A 16,796-nucleotide genomic window follows, 5' to 3' on the forward strand; every position below is an offset into this window, starting at 1 on the left:
TCGTGTGGCCGAACGCCGCAGGATCGAGCAGCGTTCGGCGCTGGCCGTTACTCGATCTGGCGACGCGCCCGAACCGCGACACCGAGACCCAGCATCAGGAGCAGCACGCTGATCGCGATCGCTCCTGCAGCGAGATCACCACCAGTCTTCGGAAGCGCGACTGGCGCGACCGGTGTGCTCGATGGCGAAACGACAACCACTGCGGGTGTGCTTTGGCTCGGTGTCGAATCGACGCTCGGCGCCGGCGTGGTCGTGGCTGGCGTGGTCGGCGCTGGCATGGTCGGCGCTGGCGTGGTCGGCGCTGGCGTGGACGGCGCCGGGCTGCTCGGTACTGGAGGAGTTGGTGCCGGCGTTTCGACTGCACGCAGGGTGTTCGTGAGTCGAACGTCAACGACGCCGCCCTCGACGATCGTGATGATCGCACGCGTCCCCGCGTCGAGGATTGCGACATCTGCACTGGTGCTCGTGAACTGCGGCGCTCCCCATGAAGCGTGCGCAACCTCTGGAAGCTTCACTTCGGAGAGTGCAATGGTGGTGCCTGCCGGAATGTCGTTGCGCAGTTGCACCGAACCGTCGCCAGCGAGAGTGATCGTGTCGTGCGTCACGGCGCCGCCTGGAGCCGTGATCGTCGCATCGACTGTGTATTCGAGCCCCGCTGGGGCCGCGACTCCGCTCGACACCACGTCCTTTGCGATCGAGAACCCACCGATACCGGTGCCTGCTCCGGTTCCGCCGCCGACGGTCGTCTGTCTCACGGTGTTCGCAACCGACTCACCATTGACGAGTGCGGAGTTCGAGAGAACGCCGTTTGTAAAGGCCACGGAGGGGTCGTCGATGGACACGCGAAAACTCAGCCGATACACGCGGTCCGCTGGCAGCGGCGCAGTGACCGCTGCCATGACGCTGTGGCCCTCGGCTTCGAGCGTGACCTCTGCCTCGGTGAACGGAGTGTTCGTTCCGTACTTACTCGCCTCGATCCAGCCGAAATCGATCGAGCCGGGGACGAGCGAAGTGCCCGCGGCGAGCTGGTCTGAGATTGTGATGCGGTCACTCGAGCGGTAGGCATTGCTGTCGAGGTCGATTCGCCACATCACCTCGTTCTGGTCGAGCGTCGTGAAGAAGCCGTCTTTCATCACCGGAGTCGGCACGGGCCGCGGTCCCCAGGGATCGACACCGATTCCGCCCGGAACCGGCACGAGGACCACGGTGTTGTTCACGGTGACCGGAACCGATGTTTCTCTTGTGTCGAGCACGGACCGCGCAGTCAGCCAAACCGCGCCAGCGACGTCACGGTGATCCTTCAGGTAATCACCGAAGGTGCACACCACACCCGCTGCGGTCGAGCCGTTCCGAGGCGTGACGACACAGGTGGCGACCTCCTCGTTTGCTTCCGCCTCGCGGAGAGAGAAGGTCGTCGGCACGACGCCGAGCGAGGCCGGCAGGTCGATTGAGAAGGTGTCGCCGGGCTGCACGTCGTGCCCCGTCGTGTCGTAGGAGAAATCGACACGGGCGGAGGCCCACTGCACGATCGGCTCGTCAATGGTGCCGGTGATCGGCTTGATCGTGATCGATGCAGGGTCGACGACATCGACCGGGGATGATGCGGCAGAGCTTTGGCTCGCCACCCCACCGCCGAGGGCGAGGCTGGTGCCGAGGATTGCTGCCGAGAGGACGGTCAGGAAGGAGCGCCCCCTGACCTGTTTGCGTGCTGTTGACATGGGTCGTACTCCGAACTTCGCGAGGTTCGAGCCGCAGCCGTTTTTGCGGACTCGACACCCCCGTCGGCACTCACGAGCATCTGAGTCATCGAGGACGACCCAGATTGTCGAAGGCGCTGGCGCGGGCGTCCACAGAACCTACCCCCTTTCGGGGGTAGGCCTGCGGTGTTATGCACAGCACTTTCGACATCCCGGCCCACGCGAGCCGCTGTGGAGCGCGATCGGTCCTACCGTGCGCGCATACTCGCGAGGAACGCGTCGATCAGCAGATCGACATCGTGTTCGCTGATGGTCAACGGTGGCGCAAGGCGGACAGTCTGACCGTGGGTGTCCTTCGCGAGTACGCCGGCGTCGAGCAGTCGCAGACAGATTTCTCGAGCAGTCGCCACCGTCGGGTCGATGTCGATTCCGAACCAGAGCCCGACCGAGCGAATCTCGGTGACTCCGTTGCCGAGGAGTTCGTCGAGCCCGGCGCGAAGCCTCGCCCCGAGCTCCCGGGCACGCGCTTGCGGCTCACCTGCTGCGAGCATCCGGACGACTTCGACGCCGACCGCAGCGGCGAGCGGATTCCCGCCGAACGTCGAGCCGTGCTGTCCCGGCTGCAAGACGCCGAGCACGTCTGCATTCGCGACGACCGCCGACACCGGCACGATCCCGCCGCCGAGCGCCTTCCCGAGCAGATACATGTCCGGCACGACCGAGACGTTCTCGCACTGGAACGTCGCTCCCGTCCGACCGAGTCCCGACTGGATTTCGTCGGCGATCATGAGCACATTGTGCTCCGCCGTGATTCGGCGCACCGCCGGGAGGTAGTCGACAGGGGGATCAGCACTCCGGCCTCGCCTTGGATCGGCTCGATCAGGACTGCCGCGGTGTTCGGCGTGATCGCGGCTTCGAGCGCGGTGGCGTCGCCGTACGGCACTGCGATGAATCCGGGCGTGAACGGACCGAATCCTGTGCGCGCATCGGGGTCATCGCTGAACGACACGATCGTGGTGGTTCGTCCGTGAAAGTTCCCGGCGGCCACGATGATCTCGGCCCGATCCGCTGCCACGCCCTTCACTTCGTAGGCCCACTTTCGGGCAACCTTGATCCCGGATTCCACTGCTTCTGCGCCAGTGTTCATCGGCAGGACCATGTCCTTGTTCGCCAGCGCCGCGAGCTCAGTGACGAAGGGCCCGAGCGCTGCGGAGTGGAATGCCCGGCTCGTCAGCGTGACCCGGTCGAGTTGTGCTTTGGCAGCGGCGGTGAGCCGGGGATTTCGATGCCCGAAATTGACCGCCGAGTAGGCAGCGAGACAATCGAGATACTGCTTGCCGTCGAGGTCGGTGACCCAGGCGCCATCGGCGCTCTCGATCACGACGGGCAGCGGGTGATAGTTGTGCGCCGAGTGCTGTGCTTCGAGCGCGATCGCGGTGGACTGGCGCTCGGAAACCTCACGAGCTCCTGGAGCTGCCGGGTGTGTCATCGTTGCTGCTCCTTACTTCCGCAGTTCGAGGGTGCAGCACTTCACGCCGCCGCCACCGAGGAGGAGTTCGCTGAGGTCGAGCCCGACCGTCTCGTATCCACGTGCCTGCAGATCCGCATCGAAGCCGGTCGCGCGCCCTGCAATCACCATGGTTTCGCCGTCGCCGTGCGAGTTGAGCCCGAGGACGGAGGCATCGGTGTCGTTGACGACCACGGCGTCCGGGTACCGGCGCACAAGTTCCTTGCGCGACTCGTCGTCGAAAGCGCCGGGCAGGTAGGCGATGTTGTCGTCGCTCAGCACGGCGATCGCGGTGTCGAGGTGGTAGAACGCTGGGTCGACGAGTCGAAGGCTCAGCACCTCCCGACCGAAGATGTCCCGAACCTCCTGGTGCGAGGCGAGGTCGGTGCGGAACCCGTGCCCGGCAAGGATCGTTTCGCCCACGAGCAGGATGTCACCCTCACCCTCATTGACGTGCTTCGGGACTCGAACGTCGAAGCCGTACTGCTCGAACCATTCCATATAGGCGGGACCCTCGGGCGCACGCTGCGGGTACGTGAACAGCGCGCCATAGGCGATGCCGTCGAGCGTGAAGCCGCCGTTCGCGGAATACACCATGTCATTGAGCCCCTGGATCGGCTCGATGAGTTCAATCGTGTAGCCCAGCTCGACGTAGGCGTCGTACAGCGTCTGCCATTGCGCGACGGCGGTCTGCGTTGATGTCGGGTTCTCCGGATTCATCCACGGGTTGATTCGATAGCTCACCGTGAAGAACTCTGGTCGGCACATCAAAATGGTCTTCGTCGTCGAATTTCGCTGCATAACTCCATCGTCACAGCAAAATGACGCGCAAGGCCACAGAAATACGCATTGATAATGCAAAATTGAACAATTTCATGGCGATTTATTGCGTAGACTCGTCGAATGGATTCCATCGACTACGGCATCATCGACGCCCTGAAGCAGAACGCTCGAGCCGGCTACGGCGACATCGGACTCACCGTCGGACTGAGCCCCTCTGCCGTGAAGCGACGCGTCGACCGCCTCATTAAAGAGGGCGTGATCCGCGGGTTCACAGTGCAGATCGACCCTGCCGTTGATGGCCTTGCTACCGAAGCCTACGTCGAATTGTTCTGTCGCGGAACCGTTTCGCCCGCCGATCTCCGCAGAATTCTCACGGGAGTCCCCGAAGTCGTCGAGGCCGGCACCGTCACTGGAGACGCCGACGCGATCGTCATCATGCGGGCTCGCGACATCCCCTCGCTCGAAGACGCACTCGAGAAGGTTCGCGTTGCCGCCTCCGTCGACCACACCCGCTCAGCGATCGTGCTCTCAAAACTGATCACGCGGCTGCCCTCATAAGAGGACAACCGCGTGATCGTTGCGTGCGAGCGCAAAAACGCTCTGAGGCTTACTTGCTGCTCGCCTCGCGCAGCTGACGAATGTCATCGGCCGCAGTGAACTGCACAGTGAAGAACTCGATCGTGATGCGCAACCAAGCCAGCTGCAGGAACGCCACCAGCGGGGTTGCCAGGATCGTGATGACACCGAGGAAGAGGACGAGGCCACCCGGCGCGGTGGCGTACATCGAGTTCATGCTCGAAACGCCGCCCATGATCTGCAAGAAGCCGAAGATCAGCATGAGCAATGCGCCGAGGCTGATTCCGATGACACCGAGCAGGTAGACCAGACGCGCTATCTTCGGCGTCACGTGCTGCGTCAGTTTGAAGTCGAAGAGTGCACCGAATACGCCGGGCTCACGCTTGGCTGCGGGTGCCGGCGCATACTGCTGACCGTTCCAGCCCTGAGATTCCGCGTTCCAGCCCTGCTGGTTCTCACCGAACTGCGGCTGCTGCGAGCCGAATGACTGGTCATACTGACCGTTTCCGAAGCTCTGGTTGCCGGCCGGAGCCTGGTTGCCCTGATACGCGGGCTGGCCGAACTGTGGCGAAGGGTTCGCAGCGTTCTGCTGCGACGGGTCCTGAGCATTTCCGTACCCGGGCTGTGGCGCCGACTGCCCGAATCCTTGACCGTACTGCTGACCGTTTGCGTCTGCTGGGGGCTGCGTCATTCGAATCTCCTGAGTCGTAGAAAGACACCGAGTAGAGCAAACGCCTTCGGGAGGCGTTGTGCTCGGCTGCTCGACAGGCTAACAGCGGTGTTTCCTCGAAACCTTGGCGTTGCCCGAACGTCCCCTGCACGCGAGCACCCCTCGCCTCTGGGGTTCCCGCAAGATTTTCGCCCCTCCAGCACGGCAGATCGACCCGCTGATCGGCAGCCTAGGAGCACCCCGTCGCGTGCAACAATGCAGATATGTCGAAGCAGCGAGGCCGCTCGAGCGACGCCAACTCGCTCTTCAAGAGCTCCGCGTTCGCGCGCTATTTCTCGTCGATCGCAGTGAGAGCATTCGGCACCTCGCTGAGCTCTGTCGCACTCCCGGTACTCGTCGTCGGCGTCCTCGGGGCGAGCGCTACCGAAGTCGGCTTCGTGAATGCGGCACAGTTCATTCCGTACGCGGCGGTCGGACTCTTCGCGGGCGTCTACGTCGATCGTTGGCACCGTCAGCACGTGCTCGTCTGGGCAAGCATCGGGCGCGCGCTCAGCCTTGCCGCGATCCCCCTGCTCTGGGTTTTCGGACACCTCACCATCGGCGCCCTCGTCGTACTGCTCCTCATCTTCGGCACATTTTCGGTCTTCGGTTTCGCCGCAACGCAATCGCTCCTCCCCCAGATCGTCGAACGCCGCGCATTGCGCGCGGCCAACGCGCGGCTCGACCAGGCCGAAGCACTCGGACAAACTGCCGGTCCCGCAATCGGCGGCACACTCGTCGGATTCCTCGGCGCACCGATCGCGATTGCAATCGACGCCGTCACATACGTGCTCGACGCGATTTTGATCGCGGGCCTGCGACTGCGCGCCCCTGCTGCCGCTGGCCAGGCAAAGCGTTCACTCCGTCGCGAAATCAACGAAGGGCTTCGTGCGCTCTACACGCATCGCATCCTTGCGCCGCTCGCTGCGTCGACGCACGTCTGGTTTGTTGCGAACGCAGCCGCGATCACCGTGCTGGCGCTGTTTGCCCTTCGCACCCTGGAGTTCTCACCCTTCCTCTACGGCTTGCTCTTCGCTGCCGGAGGTCTCGCAAATCTGGTGGGCGCAACGTTCGCTGCACCCGTCGGCGCGAAACTCGGCTCCGGGCGAACGATCACTGCGAGTCGGGCGCTGTACCCGATCGGATGGACCCTGCTCGCGCTCGCGCCCGTGAACGACACCGAAGGGACCAGCGTTGCTGCGCTCGTGCTCGTGTTCACAGGCTTCGCCGTGCAGGGATTCGCCGGTGGCATCGAGAACGCGAACGAAATGAGTTTTCGACAGGCAGTGACGCCCGATCTGCTGCTCGGCCGGGTGAACGGAACAATGCGATCGGTGAACCGGACGATGGCCGCGGGTGGCGCGCTGCTCGGAGGGGTCGTGGCGACGCTGCTCGGCGTACGCATCACCCTGTTCATCTTGGTCGGGGTGTTCCTGCTCGCCTTCTGCATCGCGCTCTGCTCACCGTTGCGCTCTGCTCGCGATGACGAAGATGAGCCCGAAGCGACGCACCCTGAGCCCCCGAGCCATTCGTGACCCCTGAGCTACACGTGGTCTCTCAACCATCCGGGGTCAGGGCAATGACGCCTGCCCCTGCAAGGATGTGTGCATGACTTCCAAGCTGATCGTGGTTTCGGCAATCTGCTTCGAACGAGCTGACGGCGCCGTCCTGACCGTTCGGAAGCGCGGCACGACGTCGTTCATGTTGCCGGGCGGAAAGCCCGAGGAGGGCGAATCCGCCGCGAAGTGTGCGATTCGCGAGGTCTACGAGGAGCTCGGCCTCATCATCACGCTCGACGAGCTGCATCTGCTCGGCACCTGGGACGCTCCCGCCGCGAATGAGCATGGCCACACCGTTCGCGCGACGGTCTTTACAACGAGCACCGTGATCCGTGAACGTGTGCAGGCCGAAATCGACGAGGCCCGCTGGGTGCAGCCGCGCGAGGCGATCGACGACGAATCCCAAGCACCGCTGAATCGCGAGTTCATCTTCCCGCTGCTCGAACGCGAACGCGGGGCCCGCGGGGGCACGGGCGAGCCGCGGTAAACGCGACGAACCTACATAGGCGCGACGAACCTACGTAGGCGCGACGAACCTGCTCAATCGCGACGAGCCTGACTCGTTGAGACGAACTGCCTAGTCGCGCCGAGCCTGGGCGGTCGGAGCCTTCCAGTCGAAGCGCAGGTCAGCGGCGAATTCGAGAATCCACGAGGGCAGGAGGTTCAGCATCGCGTTGCGCGCTGACACCGAAATCGGGTTGCTCTTGAGGGCGCCGTAGCGAAGCGCGTGCAGTGAGAGCCGTTGCAGCGACTGGGTCCGAGGGAGCCGGAGCGCAGTGAACCGTTCGAGTGCCTCCTGCAGAGACTGCGCCTTCAGTGATTGCTCGCTGAGCAGCACTCGCAAGGTTGCGGCATCCTCGAAGGACTGGTTTGCGCCCTGCCCGAGCGTCGGGACCATCGCGTGCGCAGCGTCGCCGACGAGCACGAGCCCCTCCGCGCTGTAGGTCGTGAGGCCGGTCGGCAAATACGAGAGGTCGTGGCGAAGCAGCGAGGCCGCAGGGGTTGCACGGACGAGCGCGCGGGTCGCGGGCACGAAAGGGCGAAGACGCGCGAGCAGCGCCGTTTTCGTGATCGAATCAACCTTGCCGAGCCGCGATTTGAACGCGGCATACCAGTACACCTGTTCGTCGTTGATCGGGATCGCGCCGAATTCGAGGCCGTTGTCGAGCCAGATCGCGCCGAACTCGGGGATCCCACTGCCTGACTCGGCGACGCCTCGGAAGCAGGCCGCACCTGAGTAGTCCGGGCGAACCTTTGCGATGGCGCGGCGCGAGACCGAGCTGAGACCGTCTGCACCGACGACCAGGTCCGCCTTCAGTGTCTCTTTTGCCGAGCCCGACACCACCGAAACCGACGGTTTCGCGCCCGTGCGCACCGACTTCACCTCGACGTCATAACGAATATCGGCGTCCTTCGCCGCTTCCAGCAGAATCTCTCGCAAGGTATCGCGGTGAATGCCGTGGAGGTACGAGCCATCGCTCTCCCCTGCGCTGAGCAACTGCGTGCCCTGCGCCGTGAACACGCCGGCGAGGTGCTGCGCGGCGCTGCGCTCGCGAACCGCGTCGCCAAGACCGAGCGAATCGAGCGCTTGCAATCCGTTTGCGGTCAAGGAGAATCCGGAACCCGAGGAACGCTCCGCAGAGGCGCGCTCCAGGATGTCGACCTTCCAACCCTCTGCCAGCAGGGCAACCGCAGTCGCGAGACCGCTGATTCCGGCACCGACAATAATCGCGCTTCGTTGTGTGCTCACGCGCCAAGCCTACGACGCTTCTCGCCGCGCGAGCGGGAATCGCACGGCGAGAGGTCTGGCATCTCTTTCCGATGCGCTCAGGCGGTCTGCTGCTGCGCCTTCCGCTCGCTCCATTGCTTTCGAAGCTGCGCAACCTGGCGCCACTGCACAACCGTCAGGAGGCCGATCGCCGCGATCCACAGCACGAGCCAGATCAGCGCGCCACCATCGAAACCGTCACGCACGAGCTGCGCCACCGTGGAGCCGAGCGCGAGCAGCAGAATTCCGCTGTACAACCACGCCTTGCGGAGTTCCTTGACCCCAGCTTGCGGCGCCAACTGTTTTGCGTACGCCGTGGGCGGCCCGAACTCGGCGGCGAGCCGAGTGCCGGAGTCTGCGGAGTGCGCCTCGGCTTCTGCGAGATACTGTTCGACTCTCGTGTCGCTGAGGTCGCCGCGCTCACGCAGTGCCTTCCGCGCGTGTGCAAGCCAGGCTTCATCATCGAGGTGCTGTTCGCGGGCTCGGCGTTGCTTATCGGCACGGGCGCCGGGCCAGAATGCGCCGACCAGGAGGGCAAGGACACCGTAGACCGCGGCCCCGACGAGGTGCAGCATGGTCGGGAGCGGCTCGATCTCGAGCGTGCCCGCGACCCAGATCAGTAGTGCCGCCCCGCTCGCGAGCGCGGCGAGCGCCACTGCAGCGACAATGACCGCAACCGGGAACCGAAGTGAGCGACTCGCCAGCCGGTACACCTCCAAGGTCATCGTGACTCCGATGGCCAACAGGAGGGGCACGGCGAAGAAGCCGATCGCATCGCTGTACCACTCGCTGGAGATCGCCTGGACGATCGCGAACAACACCGAGAATCCGGCGGCGCTCACGAGGGTCATCAGGATCGCCTCGACGGTGGCGCTCGCGCGAAGCCTCGATGGTGCGTGTGTGGTGTTCTGCTCGTGCATCAGAGCTTCCCTTCTTCAGCGGGTGTTGCATCCGGGCGGCGCGCTTCGGCGCCATGTTCCTGCGGACCCTCTGGGCCGAGGGCTGCAGCGATCGAGTGCCAGGCGGCGCGCTCGGACTCGAGGCGCTGACGACCGAGCGGCGTGAGGGTGTACACGCGGCGGCCCGGTCCGGACTCGCCTTCGTTCCAGACCGCCTCTACTGCGCCCTCGGTTTCGAGCGTTCCCAGCAGCGGGTAGAGCGAACCTCCGAGCGGTCGCCCGAGGCCTCGCGCATCGAGCGCGAGCACGATGCCGTACCCGTGCAGCGCACCCTCGCTGAGCACCGCGAGGACCGCGGTGGGGCGAACGGTGCGGAGCCATGCTGGCGGCCAGGATTCGCTATTCACCTGCGATTCGCTGGAGTTCATCATGTATCTATGTACGCACAGTACATATGTACGTGTCAACCCCACTGCCGGATGGCTGGAGGCTGCATCACCCCCGCAGCAGCAGCGATCGCGCGGAGACCATCACGAGGAGGGCACCAGCGACCAGGCCGGCACTAACGAACAACGGGCCCTGCGTTCCCGCGCTCGAAGCGAAGGCGATGCCGCCGAGCATGGGGCCGATCGCAGCACCCACGTTGAGCGCCGAAGTCGCGAAGGATCCAGACATCGTCGGAGCGCTGTGAGCCGCCCGGACCGAAGCAGCAATGAGGGTGCTTCCGACGGCAAACGAGAGCACGCCCTGCAGAAACGAGAAGACGAAGACGGCACGGGGATCATGGGCGCACAGAGCGAAGACCACCCATCCGAGGAGCAGGGCGCCGCCGCCGCCGATCACGATGCGAGTCGAGTGTGCGTCGCCGAATCGTCCGGCGATCCACACACCAGCGAAGGCGCCGACACCGAACACAGCGAGCACGATGGGCACGAAATTCGCGGCGAGTCCCGCGCCGTCCGTCGCGAGCGATGCGAGGTACGTGAACGCGCAGAAGGTCGCCCCGTTGATGAGCACTGCGAGCGCGAGCATCGTGAGGAGCCGAGCCGATCGAAGCGATCGCAGTTCCCCACCGAGCGAACTCGGGCGCTCGGCCGTGCTCGGTCGAGCGGGTGCCGCGAGCGCGACGGCCACGAACGCCGGCACCGAGATCGCGGCAACCGCCCAAAGGGCCGCGCGCCAATCGAGCACACTCCCGACGACCGCGCCGCCCGGAACACCGGCGATGAGTGCGAGCGTCGTGCCGCCGAGGATCACCGCGAGCGCCCGGGCCGTTCGATCAGCGGGCACGAGTCTCGAAACGGTCGACAGCGTGACAGCGAGGAACCCCGCATTCGTGACCGCGGCAACAACTCTCGTGAGCAGCAGGAGTTCGTAGCTTGCAGTCAAGGCACCGACCACATGCATCGCGATGAAAATGAGGAGAAACCCGGAGAGTGAGAGTCGTGGTGACCAGGTGCGGCTGAGGGCCGCCATGAGGGGAGCACCGAGGATCATTCCCGCGGCGAACGCGGAAGTGAGCAGCCCCGCCTGTGGGATCGAGATCTGGAGGTCTGCGGCGATGTCCGGCAGGAGTCCGGCGAGCATGAATTCCGAGGTCCCTTGCGCGAAAACGGCGAGGGCGAGCAAAACAATGAGCAATGGCATGGTGAGTCTTTCGAAGTCGAGGTGTCAGAAACGGTGACACCGGCACTTCCGTGCTCACGGAGGCGGCCAGGTTCGCCAGCAGGCGGAACGGATTGACCTTTGCGCGGTTGGCGCGGGAGATGTGAGCTACCGGAGTACCGGCAGCTCGACCCTGGATGCTTCTGGAGAACTCACCCTTCCACTGTAACCGCCGCGGCGTCCTCCAGAACTCCTGACCATCGCCCTCCTAGGATCAAGTTGTGGATTTCCAACGTCGCCAGGTGCAAGTCCCCGACGGCACGACCATCTCCTTTCTTGTCCGCGAGGGCGACGAGACTCGGCCAGCCCTGGTCCTCCTGCACGGGATCGCTGGAAGCGCGCGAGAACTCATCGCGACCGCTGAGGCGTTCCCGACTCGCGCCGCGGTCCTGATCGATCAGCGCGGTCACGGGTGTAGCACTCGGCATCCTGACGATGTGTCTCGAGCGGCGTTCGTTGCCGATGTCGGCCGTGTGGTCGAGTCGGAAGGGCTCGACCGGATCGATCTCATCGGTCAGTCGATGGGAGCGCACACCGCAATGCTCTTCGCTGCAGAGCACCCCGAACTCGTCCACAGGCTCGTCCTCCTGGAGGGCAACGAAGGCGGCGGGACCGCTGAGGAGCACGCCGCGCTCGGCGCCTTCTTCGAGCAATGGCCCGTTCCGTTCACGAGCCGGGAGCACGCCTCGGCACACCTCGGGGATGGCCCGCTCGCCCGCGCGTGGATCGACGATCTCGAAGTGACTTCAGCGGGCTTGCAACCTCGGTTCGATGCGGACGTGCTCGTGCGCATCATCCGCGAGGTCGCCGTGCCCCGATGGTCGGAGTGGTCTCGCGTGAGCGCCCCGACCCTCGCGGTCTACGCCGGTGGCGGCATGTTCTCCGAAGCACAGAAGACAGCATTCGTCGAACGCGGTCAGGCGGTCACCCGATGCGACCTCCGGAATGCATCGCACGATGCGCACCTCGACGCATTCGAACAGTGGAGCACCGTGCTCCATCGGTTCCTCGACGCGGAGACCGTTGAGTAGAGGCTCGCGCTAGTTCGAACCCGTGCTCGTGTCGGGCGCTCCGGCGGGCGCATCTGCGACGTCCGGCGAGTCCGGTGCACCCGGGTGATCGTCGATGTGCTGCGAGGCACGCTCGTCCCACACGAGCCATTTGTCTTGCACCGCCTGCTCGATATCGACACCCTCGTGCGCGGCGAGCGCCAGAAGGAGTCCGAGGGCGTCGGCGAGTTCGAGCGCGAACTGCTGCTCGAGCAGTTCCTCCGACTTCCCACGAGTTTTCGAACGCTTCGTGCGCGACAAATGCGCCTGCGTGAGTTCGCCGACTTCCTCGTGCAGTTTCAGGAGCAGCCAGTCCGCATCCCGTTCAAAGCCGTAGACCTGCGCGTAGCGGGCAGAGATGGCGTTGATCCTGTGCGACAGCTCACCGAGTTCCATGGCTCCATCAAAGCGCACTCGAAGCGTGTCAACGGCGAATGCAAGCGCGAGTACGCTGGAGAAAATTCACCCACAAGGAGACCAATGAGCGACTTTGACGACCTGTTGCACGCAAACGAACAGTACGCAGAAACGTTCTCGATGCACGGTTTCGACGGTATAGCCAAGGCGGGCGTCGCAATGGTGACGTGCATGGATTCACGGATCGACCCACTCGCGATGATCGGGCTCACCCCGGGTGATGCAAAGATTCTTCGCAACCCCGGCGGCCGCGTCACCCCATCGACCTTGATCGCGCTCGTGCTCGGCTCCTCTCTGCTCGGCGTGAACCGCGTGCTCATCGTGCAGCACACTCGCTGCGCAATGGCGAAGGGCACCGAGGCCGAAATCAAGCAGAAGGTCGGCGAGATCACCGGCACCGACGCCTCCTGGCTCCCGATCGGGGCGATCTCCGACCAGGCGAAGACACTGCACGAGGACGTCCAGAAGGTGCGCAGCCACCCGCTCATCCCAGACTCCGTCGACGTTGGCGGGTTCCTGTACGACGTGGACAACGGACGCCTCACACAGGTCGTCTAAGCCACTCGGTGATCGCGGGCTCGACGAGAGACCGCGATCACCGCTGCGCTTCACACCGCGTTACTCCGCCCCTGATTCTCCGCCCCTGTTGCTCCGCCCGTATTGCTCCGCCCCTGTTTCTCCACCCCTGGGCATCAGCGCAGGCCGGTGGAATGATGGAGCGCATGGCATCTGCACCGCACGACAGCGATCCCTTCGAAACCGTTTCGCTCGCGCAACTCCGCGAGCGCTCGAGCATCAAGTGGAACCATTTCGGCCCAGACGTGCTCCCGCTCTGGGTCGCGGAGATGGACACGGTCCCAGACCCCGCGATCGCCGCGGCAGTCGCCGAAGCATTCTCGCGAGGTGACACCGGCTACTTCGCCGGAACCGCGCTCTTCGACGCCTACTCGGACTTCGCCGCAGAACGCTGGGGATTCGAAGGCGCCGGATCCCTCAGCAGCATCGCCGTCGCCGACGTCATGACCGGCGTCTACGAAGTCATTCGCGTCCTGACAGCGCCCGGCGAGCGCGTGATCGTGACCTCCCCCGTGTACCCGCCGTTCTTCGGATTCATCGAGCACGCCGAGCGCGTTCCTGTCGAGGTCCCATTGACGAGCGGAGGCCGACTCGACCTCGAAGCGCTCGACGCAGCCTTTGCCGAGGCTCGGGCTGATGGCCAGGGTGCTGCGATGCTGCTCTGCAACCCCCACAACCCCACCGGCACCGTGCACTCCCGCTCTGAGCTGCAAGCGCTCGCGGTGCTCGCCAAGGTGCACGGCGTGCGCGTGATCTCCGACGAGATCCACTCCCCGCTCGTTTACGACGCCGCGTCGTTCACTCCGTGGTTGAGCATCGATGACGCCGGATTCGCAGTCTTCTCGGCCTCGAAGGCTTGGAACCTCGCCGGGATGCGGATCGCGCTCGTCATGGCAGGCGCCGAAGCAACCCCAGACCTCGAACGGATACCCGAGGTCGTGCACCATGGAGCGCACCTCCTCGCCGGAGTTGCGCACGTTGCTGCGCTCACGCACGCACGCGGCTGGCTTGATCGAACGATCGCGGCGCTCGAGCAACGCCGCGACCTGCTCGCCGAGCTCCTTCGCGAACACGCACCGAGTGTTGGCTACAGAATTCCTGAGGCAACGTTCCTCGGCTGGCTCGATTTCTCACGGACCCCGCTCGCGCAGTTCGACGCTCCGGTTCGACCGGGCCTGGTCACCTTGAGCGTTGGACCCGCCGCCGAGATCGCGCGCGAGGCAAAAGTTGGACTCAGCGCGGGCGAAGCCTTCGGCACCGGCGGTGCGAATCACGTGCGCCTCAACTTCGCGTGCAGCCGAGAAGTGCTGACTGCCGCGATTCGCCAGATCGGAGCACTGCTCGAGTCGATGGAGCAGCACCCGAGCGCGACGACCGAGCCTTCGACCTCCCCGGAATGAAATTCCGAAGGTGCGCGTTGAGTCGAACGTGAACGCAACAATCAAGGTCGATATCTGGTCAGACGTGCAGTGCCCATGGTGCTACATCGGAAAGCGTCGGTTCGAGTCCGGCGTCGAGCAGTTCGGTGGCGAGGTCGATGTGACCTACCACTCCTACGAACTCGCTCCTGATACCCCGGTCGATTTTGAGGGTTCCGCCGCCGACTACCTCACCCAGCGCAAGGGCTTGCCGCTCGAGCAGGTCGAGGCGATGCTCGACAACGTCACAGGAATCGCGAAGTCGGTCGGACTCGACTACAACTTCGACACCGTGAAGCAGACCAACACGGGCAAAGCCCACGAACTCCTGCACTTCGCGAAAGCACACGGCCGTCAGATCGAGATGAACGAGCGGCTCCTGAAGGCCTACTTCGTCGAGGGCGCGCACGTCGGCGAACTCGAACAGCTCGCGGACCTCGCCGCCGAGGTCGGTCTCGACCGCGACGAAGCGCTCGCTGCGCTCGAAGCCGGAACGCACCGCGGTGCCGTCGAAGCCGATTTGGCGCAGGCGAATGCCTACGGAATCCAGGGGGTTCCGTTTTACGTCATCGATGGGAAGTACGGTGTCTCCGGCGCCCAGGAGGCGGCGACCTTCGCCGATGTGCTCACGCAGGTACTCGAAGAGAAATCAGCGGACACCAGCGCGACTGGAGCGTAGCCCTCAGGCGAGAGAAGGTGCTGCGAGGAGCGTGTCTTCGCGAACCGCGTTGATGCGCGGCGCTACTCGTCGCTGTCGTCGAGCACGATGCAGAATGGGTGCCCGGCTGGGTCGAGGAACACTCTGTTTCCTTCGCCAGGCTGCGTGTCGTGCTTGCGTGCACCGAGCTCGAGAACTCGCGCTTCGGCGACATCGAGGTCGCGCACGAGGACATCGACGTGCATCTGCTGCGGGTGCTCCTGGCTGGGCCACGAGGGTGCGAGGTAGTCGTCGACTCGCTGGAACGCAAGGCCAAAAGCGCCGGAGGTTTCGAGTTGAACCCAGTCGTCACTTTCGTAGGCGATTGCGAATCCAAACACCGCCCCGTAGAACTCTGCGAGGGCGATCGGGTCAGGGCAATCAATAGCGGTCACAGGATAGGTGCCGACGGCGCCGCGCTGTGCTTCATCCGCTGAGGAATCAGTCATGCGCATCACCGTAGCCCAGCCGCTCAGAGAGTGCGAGTTTTGGGGTACGCGACGGCGTTTCCTTCCCACTCGGTAGAACTCCTGGCCCTCCGAACCCTGATTTCGACCCACATGATCGGGCTCGCGCGGGGTACGTGGTGCGATCTAACCGAGCGTGAAATTCTGCACGAGCGGGAAGATCCATGCCCACGACTCGTTGTGCGCTCGAACGATGACGAGCCAGACGACGAGGTCGAACAGCAGGTGCACGGTGACGACGTAGAACAGGTTCTTACTGAGGTGGAAGATCGCACCCTGCACGAGCGCGAACGGGATCGTCAAGAGCGGCCCCCACGACTGGTAACCGAGTTCCCAGAGGAACGAAACGAAGACGATCGCTTGCAGGATGTTCGCCAGCCACGGTGAGAAATGACGTCGGAGCAAGGTGAAGACGGTGCAGATGAAGAACAGCTCGTCCCAGATTCCGACCGCGTTCACTCCAACGAAGAGCCGCGCGAGCTCGTCGAACTCGACCACGCTCGGCCAGTTCTTGTAGACCCCGCTGTTCAAGAAGTAGAACGGCAGGATCAGGTACCCGGCGATGACCACCACGATGAGGTACGTCCATTGCGCTCGTCCCCACCTTGGCCCGCGCCACGGGAAGCGAATCGCGTGATCACCGTAGACGTAGCGAGAGATCACGTAGGGCACTGCAACCGAGAGTGTCAGCACCGTTCCCATAACGAGCATGTTGAGGTACGAGATGTCGGCCTTCAGCGAGATGAGGCTGATGATGCCCTGCCCGAGGGCGATCAGTGCGAGGTCTGCCGCAAGGCGATGCGAATGCCCGGCGCGATCAGTGAGCACGGCCCCGATGAGTCCGAACACGGCCATCGCGTAGCCGTAGAACGGCAATTCGAGCGCGAACAGGAAGATCGCCGCGCCGCACACGAGCGCAGCAGGAACAACGGCAATGGGGTGAGTGTGCGCTTGCGGAGCGGCGATACGGATCCGGCGTGCTGTGTCGGCCATAGGTCTCAGCATGACA

At 64.4% G+C, this 16,796-nt stretch carries 17 protein-coding genes and 1 pseudogene; 7 read left to right on the forward strand and 11 right to left on the reverse strand.

Translation table 11 applies throughout. The features are described from left to right. Positions 1-47: 47 nt before the first annotated feature. The 3 genes and pseudogenes from U2H20_RS07780 to ddaH form a co-directional block, all read right to left on the reverse strand. Positions 48-1,718: an Ig-like domain-containing protein gene (locus U2H20_RS07780; RefSeq protein ID WP_430591725.1), complete on the reverse strand. Its 1,671-nt coding sequence runs from the start codon at positions 1,716-1,718 to the stop codon at positions 48-50. Between the two features lie 227 nt (positions 1,719-1,945). Then, positions 1,946-3,186, reverse strand: a pseudogene (gene rocD / locus U2H20_RS07785) (ornithine--oxo-acid transaminase). A 12-nt stretch (positions 3,187-3,198) separates the two neighbouring features. Continuing rightward, the gene (gene ddaH / locus U2H20_RS07790; protein WP_430591726.1) at positions 3,199-4,005 is read right to left on the reverse strand and encodes a dimethylargininase; all 807 of its coding nucleotides are present in this window, start codon (positions 4,003-4,005) and stop codon (positions 3,199-3,201) included. Positions 4,006-4,107: 102 nt separating this feature from the next. Between ddaH and U2H20_RS07795 the strand changes: the two genes are divergently transcribed. Next, positions 4,108-4,545 (forward strand): Lrp/AsnC family transcriptional regulator, encoded by a 438-nt coding sequence (locus tag U2H20_RS07795; protein WP_430591727.1) that lies wholly within the window; start codon positions 4,108-4,110, stop codon positions 4,543-4,545. A gap of 49 nt (positions 4,546-4,594) precedes the next feature. Here the strand turns inward: U2H20_RS07795 and U2H20_RS07800 are convergent, their stop codons facing one another. After that, the gene (locus U2H20_RS07800; protein ID WP_430591728.1) at positions 4,595-5,254 is read right to left on the reverse strand and encodes a DUF4282 domain-containing protein; all 660 of its coding nucleotides are present in this window, start codon (positions 5,252-5,254) and stop codon (positions 4,595-4,597) included. Between the two features lie 242 nt (positions 5,255-5,496). On the opposite strand from U2H20_RS07800, the gene U2H20_RS07805 reads away from it, so the two are divergent. Together U2H20_RS07805 and U2H20_RS07810 are read left to right on the forward strand one after the other, a co-directional pair. Then, positions 5,497-6,807 (forward strand): MFS transporter, encoded by a 1,311-nt coding sequence (locus U2H20_RS07805; RefSeq protein ID WP_430591729.1) that lies wholly within the window; start codon positions 5,497-5,499, stop codon positions 6,805-6,807. 73 nt (positions 6,808-6,880) lie between these two features. Further along, a complete protein-coding gene (locus tag U2H20_RS07810; protein WP_430591730.1) occupies positions 6,881-7,318 on the forward strand; it encodes an NUDIX hydrolase in 438 nt (145 codons plus the stop codon). A 90-nt stretch (positions 7,319-7,408) separates the two neighbouring features. Here U2H20_RS07810 and U2H20_RS07815 read toward each other — a convergent pair whose 3' ends face one another. From U2H20_RS07815 to U2H20_RS07830, 4 genes are all read right to left on the reverse strand, one after another. Then, positions 7,409-8,581 (reverse strand): FAD-dependent monooxygenase, encoded by a 1,173-nt coding sequence (locus U2H20_RS07815; RefSeq protein WP_430591731.1) that lies wholly within the window; start codon positions 8,579-8,581, stop codon positions 7,409-7,411. A 77-nt stretch (positions 8,582-8,658) separates the two neighbouring features. Continuing rightward, positions 8,659-9,519: a hypothetical protein gene (locus U2H20_RS07820; RefSeq protein WP_430591732.1), complete on the reverse strand. Its 861-nt coding sequence runs from the start codon at positions 9,517-9,519 to the stop codon at positions 8,659-8,661. Next, on the reverse strand, positions 9,519-9,929 hold the full coding sequence (locus tag U2H20_RS07825) for a PadR family transcriptional regulator (RefSeq protein WP_430591733.1): 411 nt from the start codon (positions 9,927-9,929) through the stop codon (positions 9,519-9,521). Before U2H20_RS07825 ends, U2H20_RS07820 begins: the two co-directional genes overlap by 1 nt. Before the next feature lie 64 nt (positions 9,930-9,993). Beyond that, positions 9,994-11,145 (reverse strand): Cmx/CmrA family chloramphenicol efflux MFS transporter, encoded by a 1,152-nt coding sequence (locus U2H20_RS07830; protein ID WP_430591734.1) that lies wholly within the window; start codon positions 11,143-11,145, stop codon positions 9,994-9,996. A gap of 239 nt (positions 11,146-11,384) precedes the next feature. Between U2H20_RS07830 and U2H20_RS07835 the strand changes: the two genes are divergently transcribed. Continuing rightward, positions 11,385-12,194 carry an alpha/beta fold hydrolase gene (locus U2H20_RS07835; RefSeq protein ID WP_430591735.1) on the forward strand — a complete coding sequence of 270 codons (810 nt, stop codon included), beginning with the start codon at positions 11,385-11,387 and terminating at the stop codon, positions 12,192-12,194. Between the two features lie 9 nt (positions 12,195-12,203). On the opposite strand, the gene U2H20_RS07840 is transcribed toward U2H20_RS07835, so the two are convergent. Continuing rightward, a complete protein-coding gene (locus tag U2H20_RS07840) occupies positions 12,204-12,608 on the reverse strand; it encodes a hypothetical protein (protein ID WP_430591736.1) in 405 nt (134 codons plus the stop codon). 84 nt (positions 12,609-12,692) lie between these two features. Here U2H20_RS07840 and U2H20_RS07845 point away from each other — a divergent pair, with 84 nt between their 5' ends. From U2H20_RS07845 to U2H20_RS07855, 3 genes are all read left to right on the forward strand, one after another. Continuing rightward, positions 12,693-13,187: a beta-class carbonic anhydrase gene (locus tag U2H20_RS07845; RefSeq protein WP_430591737.1), complete on the forward strand. Its 495-nt coding sequence runs from the start codon at positions 12,693-12,695 to the stop codon at positions 13,185-13,187. 164 nt (positions 13,188-13,351) lie between these two features. Continuing rightward, positions 13,352-14,605, forward strand: coding sequence for a MalY/PatB family protein (locus U2H20_RS07850; protein WP_430591738.1), 1,254 nt, complete (start codon positions 13,352-13,354; stop codon positions 14,603-14,605). Between the two features lie 28 nt (positions 14,606-14,633). After that, entirely contained in the window at positions 14,634-15,302 is a 669-nt protein-coding gene (locus U2H20_RS07855; RefSeq protein ID WP_430591739.1) for a DsbA family oxidoreductase, read from the forward strand. Positions 15,303-15,364: 62 nt separating this feature from the next. On the opposite strand, the gene U2H20_RS07860 is transcribed toward U2H20_RS07855, so the two are convergent. Next, a complete protein-coding gene (locus tag U2H20_RS07860; protein ID WP_430591740.1) occupies positions 15,365-15,769 on the reverse strand; it encodes a VOC family protein in 405 nt (134 codons plus the stop codon). 144 nt (positions 15,770-15,913) lie between these two features. Further along, positions 15,914-16,780 (reverse strand): CPBP family intramembrane glutamic endopeptidase, encoded by an 867-nt coding sequence (locus U2H20_RS07865; protein ID WP_430591741.1) that lies wholly within the window; start codon positions 16,778-16,780, stop codon positions 15,914-15,916. Positions 16,781-16,796 lie beyond the last annotated feature (16 nt).

Source organism: Humidisolicoccus flavus (assembly GCF_045689595.1).
GTDB classification, from domain to species: Bacteria; Actinomycetota; Actinomycetes; order Actinomycetales; family Microbacteriaceae; genus Humidisolicoccus; species Humidisolicoccus flavus.

Coding starts and splice junctions, on each gene's coding strand:
- U2H20_RS07865 (WP_430591741.1), bottom strand. CDS start 16,780: ATGGCCGACACAGCACGCCGGATCCGTATCGCCGCTCCGCAAGCGCAC.
- U2H20_RS07820 (WP_430591732.1), bottom strand. CDS start 9,519: ATGCACGAGCAGAACACCACACACGCACCATCGAGGCTTCGCGCGAGC.
- U2H20_RS07840 (WP_430591736.1), bottom strand. CDS start 12,608: ATGGAACTCGGTGAGCTGTCGCACAGGATCAACGCCATCTCTGCCCGC.
- U2H20_RS07780 (WP_430591725.1), bottom strand. CDS start 1,718: ATGTCAACAGCACGCAAACAGGTCAGGGGGCGCTCCTTCCTGACCGTC.
- U2H20_RS07825 (WP_430591733.1), bottom strand. CDS start 9,929: ATGATGAACTCCAGCGAATCGCAGGTGAATAGCGAATCCTGGCCGCCA.
- U2H20_RS07805 (WP_430591729.1), top strand. CDS start 5,497: ATGTCGAAGCAGCGAGGCCGCTCGAGCGACGCCAACTCGCTCTTCAAG.
- U2H20_RS07795 (WP_430591727.1), top strand. CDS start 4,108: ATGGATTCCATCGACTACGGCATCATCGACGCCCTGAAGCAGAACGCT.
- U2H20_RS07845 (WP_430591737.1), top strand. CDS start 12,693: ATGAGCGACTTTGACGACCTGTTGCACGCAAACGAACAGTACGCAGAA.
- U2H20_RS07830 (WP_430591734.1), bottom strand. CDS start 11,145: ATGCCATTGCTCATTGTTTTGCTCGCCCTCGCCGTTTTCGCGCAAGGG.
- U2H20_RS07800 (WP_430591728.1), bottom strand. CDS start 5,254: ATGACGCAGCCCCCAGCAGACGCAAACGGTCAGCAGTACGGTCAAGGA.
- U2H20_RS07860 (WP_430591740.1), bottom strand. CDS start 15,769: ATGACTGATTCCTCAGCGGATGAAGCACAGCGCGGCGCCGTCGGCACC.
- U2H20_RS07850 (WP_430591738.1), top strand. CDS start 13,352: ATGGCATCTGCACCGCACGACAGCGATCCCTTCGAAACCGTTTCGCTC.
- ddaH (WP_430591726.1), bottom strand. CDS start 4,005: ATGCAGCGAAATTCGACGACGAAGACCATTTTGATGTGCCGACCAGAG.
- U2H20_RS07810 (WP_430591730.1), top strand. CDS start 6,881: ATGACTTCCAAGCTGATCGTGGTTTCGGCAATCTGCTTCGAACGAGCT.